The organism is Listeria valentina, assembly GCF_011800755.1.
In the GTDB taxonomy this organism is placed as follows: domain Bacteria; phylum Bacillota; class Bacilli; order Lactobacillales; family Listeriaceae; genus Listeria; species Listeria valentina.
This window is the reverse complement of record NZ_JAATJW010000106.1, coordinates 1-4,266: the sequence shown is the minus strand read 5'-3', so window position 1 is coordinate 4,266 and position 4,266 is coordinate 1. Positions and strand designations below refer to the sequence as shown.

Here is a 4,266-nt window from a genome sequence, read left to right as displayed (position 1 = left end):
AAAGTCCTTTCGACATTTGTGTCTATTTATTTACTAGTATATCAAAAAAGGTGTCTACTTTATTAGGATACATGCATGCCAAGTTTGCAAGGGACACGTTGGGATAACTGATTCCCATTCGTTATTCAAACTGGACACCTTCCATTTGCTTAGGGATATAGTACAAGAACATGATAAACAATTCTGAATCTATTTTGCAAAAAGTACCTAAATGTTCACAAAATGTCTACATACTTTAAGTAACAAGCATGCTAACATGTAATTATATTAACTTAAAAGGAGAGAACTTATGAAAAAGTGGACAGGTTGGTTAGTTGTGTTGGGGGTTTTACTGCTTGTAGGCTGTGGTCAAAATGATTCTGGAGGAGCGAAGACTAATAATACTAAAAGTTCAAATGCTTCAGCTGAACTTAAAGTGAAAAAAGGAGAATATGCGGTTTTACCAAAAGTAACAGAAGAAGGTCAAAATACTTTAGTGCTAAATGTTCAAGTGAAAAATAAAGGAAAGAAAAAGATATATATGACGAGTGAAAATTTTTCGTTATATGAAAAAGGAAAGGACGAAAAAATTAAAGCAGAAGATGTCTATAGTTCAGATTTAGATTTAAGTCCTTTTGATTATGGAACACTTAGTGCGGGCAAAAGTATGTCTGGAGATATTATCTTTAATATTGACCCTAAGAAAGAGTATGAATTATCGTTTTCTACTATGACCTCTGATGGAGATGGTCAAGACGTACAAGTAGCTATTGATAAGGATAAGTTTAAAAAGTCAAAAGACGCTCTTAATGATGCTGAAAAAGCAGGGCAAGCCTTTATCGATGTTCTATTTTTAGGAAAAGATAATGTGAATTATGATAAGTTTGTGGCTAATCAAAAGGGACAGACACAGGAAGAAATCAGCAAAATATACAAAGACATAAATGAAGATGGCTTGTTTTATAGCACTGATCTGAATGATGAAGGCTATAAAACAGCTTTGGATTTGTTTATTAAGGCACAAGGGAAACGTAGCAAGATTACTATCGAAACAGAAGAACAGGTTGGAGATAATGCAGAATTAGCAGTAGATATTGATGAGGGGCTAAACAATGATGAAATTAGTGATCTATTCAGTGATTATTCTGAAACATATTTAGAAAGTACGGATGATTATGATTCAGAAAAAGCTAGTCAGTATGCATTTTCTAAATTCAAAGACATCCTTAACCAAGTAGAGCTAAAAAGTAGTCGATCAGAGTTGAAGCTTAAATTAGTGAAAGAAGATGGAAAATGGAAAATAGATCCGAAAGAAGAGGAAAATGAGCAAACGATTAAAGCGTTGCTTGGGAATTTTTACTAAGAAGGTATTCTGAGCTATAAAAAGAAGAAAAGGGTGCTAGTGCACTCTTTTCTTTTAAGGAGGCATTCTTTTGAAGAAAAAAGGGTATATTATAGGAGGATTTTTATTAGTTTTTTTTGTCGCTCTTTTTTTAATTATTGGTGGAGTGACTCATTCAAAAATAAATTTTTATAAAAAACTTGAAAATGCTTTGAATGAGAAAGATGCAACAAAATTACAGCCATTACTGCTGGCAAAGGAAAGTACTCTTAAAATTGATAAACAAGGTACAAAAGCATTTATTACGTATATGAATCATAACCAAGCAGATAAAAAACAGTTCTTAGAACAAGTGAAAAAAAGTAGTGAAAATGAGAAAAATGAAGATGCTGACTATCAGATAATAGAAAAAGGGAAATCACTTTTATTCTTCCCAAAATATGTTTTAACAGTAAAGCCGATGTATTTTACAGTGACAACAGATGCTAAACAAGTCAGCTTAACTACCTTTGGTGAGACCATTTCATATAATAAAAAGAAAGACCGTTATGGTCCTTTAATGCCAGGAACATATAACATCAAGGCTTCTGTTTCGGATACGCTAGATATCCCTATTGTGTCTTTGAATGAACAATCTATTTATCATGAGAATAAGAATTTAAAGCTTAATGTAGATGATATAGTGTCAAAAGATAAAAAGTTTCAAAAAGAGATTTCGCAATTAGCTGATCAGAGCATGACAGAATATCAACAATTTTGGGGGACGGGAATGGACAGCAATAAACTGGTTCATTTTACGGATTCCTATAAAGGTAGTGATTCGGAAAGTATAAAAGAGTATATTTCTAAAATAAGCATACTCTATGAAGGAATTCAAGTGAATAAGGATAGTCTGGAGATAGATAAAAAGCTAGATGATTGGGTTTTAACACTTGATGCTGATATTCAAATGGATGGGCAAATGGATACGATTGTTGAGGGGTATTCGCCTACATTACAATTCAATGGTGTTTGTAAAATAACGTTTAAGTATGACCAACAAAAGAAATATTGGTTGATAGATGGCATTGAAAATTCATTTAGCGATGCAGGAAATTGGGATAATATCGAAAAAATTGAGCATAAAAATGCAAAAGCACTTGAATGGATAAATAAAAAGAGTACTGAAAGTAAGCTATAAGACATGACTTATGGAGTGATTATACTAAAGTATCCTTCTTAAGAACCATTTCTTTTTCTATCAGCTTTAGTATTAGCATTCCAATTTTTGATAAAGCATATGGTAAAAAGATGATGCCTTTAATGGAATTGGAAGCTAGATCAAAATCAATAAAGTAGACACGAAAAGAAGAATGTCAGCCATTCTTCTTTTTCATTGTATTATTCATAGTAGTCAAACGTGTAATGAAGTGCCAATAGAGTATACTCTTATACTCTATTGGCGCTTTTATTTTTGGGTATCTTTAGCCGTTTTCAGTGGGTCAATTAAATGGGGCAAAGGGAGAATGAGATTTTAGATGAAAAATGAACATAAAAAAACCAGTATGGAAAAAGAGAGCAAACCATACTGGTAAAAAGGGAGTTGGAAAAGCATCCATAAAAAGGGAGAAAAAATGGATGTTTTTCATTGGATAAAACTAGTTTATCGTCTGGAATTTAAAATAAGCGAGGAATACGATGAAAATTCAATAAGAATGATTCATTCTTATTGTCCAGAAAATGACTATTACATGGACATTAGAAAGTGCACCAATCCAATAATAATGTCGAGGGAGAGAGATTATGATTAAGAAATTGCTCTTAAGTATTTGTCTGATTATTTTAGGTCAGCTGCTTTTTCTCAATAATGGAGTCGCAGCTGACTTCCCTCTTGAGATTGCACCTCAGTATCCAAGCAATCAAATAGATACTTCCAAAGGTTATTTTCAGTTGCTCATCCAACAAAATAAGAAGCAAAATTTAATAGTAAAAATAAAAAACACATCATCTCAAAAAAAAGAATTCCGTCTATCCATTACCAATGCCATCACAAATCAAAATGGTATAATTGATTATATTAAAAAAGCCGATCCCTTAACACCTATCAAATTTTCTGATATTGCAAAAGCTCCCTCCAAACTAGCCCTTGAACCTAATGAAGAAAAAGAAATTTTAGTAAATATTCAAATGCCCAATATCAAAAATGAAGGTATCATTTTAGGGGCATTAAAATTTGAAGAAATGAATTCAAAAAAAAGGAATGAACAATTGATCCAAAATAAAATTAATTATATTTTGGGGGTTTCCTTACAAGAAAAGTTGCATGTTGAAAAAGAAAATATTACTTTGCATTCTGTTCATCTAGCTCAAGCCAATTATAAAACAGTATTTCACGCTAAACTTAAGAACTCTATAGCTGCATTAACAGGAAAATTTTCTATTGATGCAAAAATTTATAAAATAGGAGGGAAGAGGGCTCTTTACACCAATAAACAACAAGAGTTATATATGGCTCCTAGCTCTAGTTTTAATTTCTCTATCCCAACAAATGGTCAAAGAATAGATCCAGGCAAGTATAAACTGATCATGAAAATAAATGATAAAGACAATACTATGATCCAAACTAAAGAATTCAGTATATCAAGTAAAGTAGCTAAAAAGAATAATGATCAATCCATAGAATATACTGATAAATTTCCTGTTTTTCACCTTGTTTTATTAATTAGTGCTGGATTTCTTATTCTTGTTTTAATCTATTATATTTATAGACTAAAAAGGAAAAAATAAGTAGCGATACTTCAAAATCATCTAGATATGAAAGGACGTTTTTAAATGCATCAGAAGATAGTTTTTTCACAGTTTCAAACCTTACGGGGCATAGGTATCTTCCTAGTAGTTTTAGGACACTCTTTTCCGGAAACTATTCAAACTAATGGATCAAACATTATTTATAGTTATATACACTC

The 4,266-nt window shown here is 31.6% G+C and carries 3 protein-coding genes; all 3 read left to right on the top strand.

Annotated features, from left to right (window positions below; all coding sequences use genetic code 11):
• The first annotated feature begins 289 nt into the window (after window positions 1–289).
• The 3 genes from HCK02_RS13385 to HCK02_RS13375 all read left to right on the top strand — a co-directional run bounded on the left by HCK02_RS13385 (window position 290) and on the right by HCK02_RS13375 (window position 4,087).
• Window positions 290–1,342, top strand: coding sequence for a DUF5105 domain-containing protein (locus HCK02_RS13385; RefSeq protein WP_167630599.1), 1,053 nt, complete (start codon window positions 290–292; stop codon window positions 1,340–1,342).
• A 70-nt stretch (window positions 1,343–1,412) separates the two neighbouring features.
• Window positions 1,413–2,501 carry a TcaA second domain-containing protein gene (locus tag HCK02_RS13380; RefSeq protein WP_167630598.1) on the top strand — a complete coding sequence of 363 codons (1,089 nt, stop codon included), beginning with the start codon at window positions 1,413–1,415 and terminating at the stop codon, window positions 2,499–2,501.
• Window positions 2,502–3,103: 602 nt separating this feature from the next.
• Window positions 3,104–4,087 carry a WxLIP family cell surface protein gene (locus HCK02_RS13375; RefSeq protein WP_167630597.1) on the top strand — a complete coding sequence of 328 codons (984 nt, stop codon included), beginning with the start codon at window positions 3,104–3,106 and terminating at the stop codon, window positions 4,085–4,087.
• Window positions 4,088–4,266 lie beyond the last annotated feature (179 nt).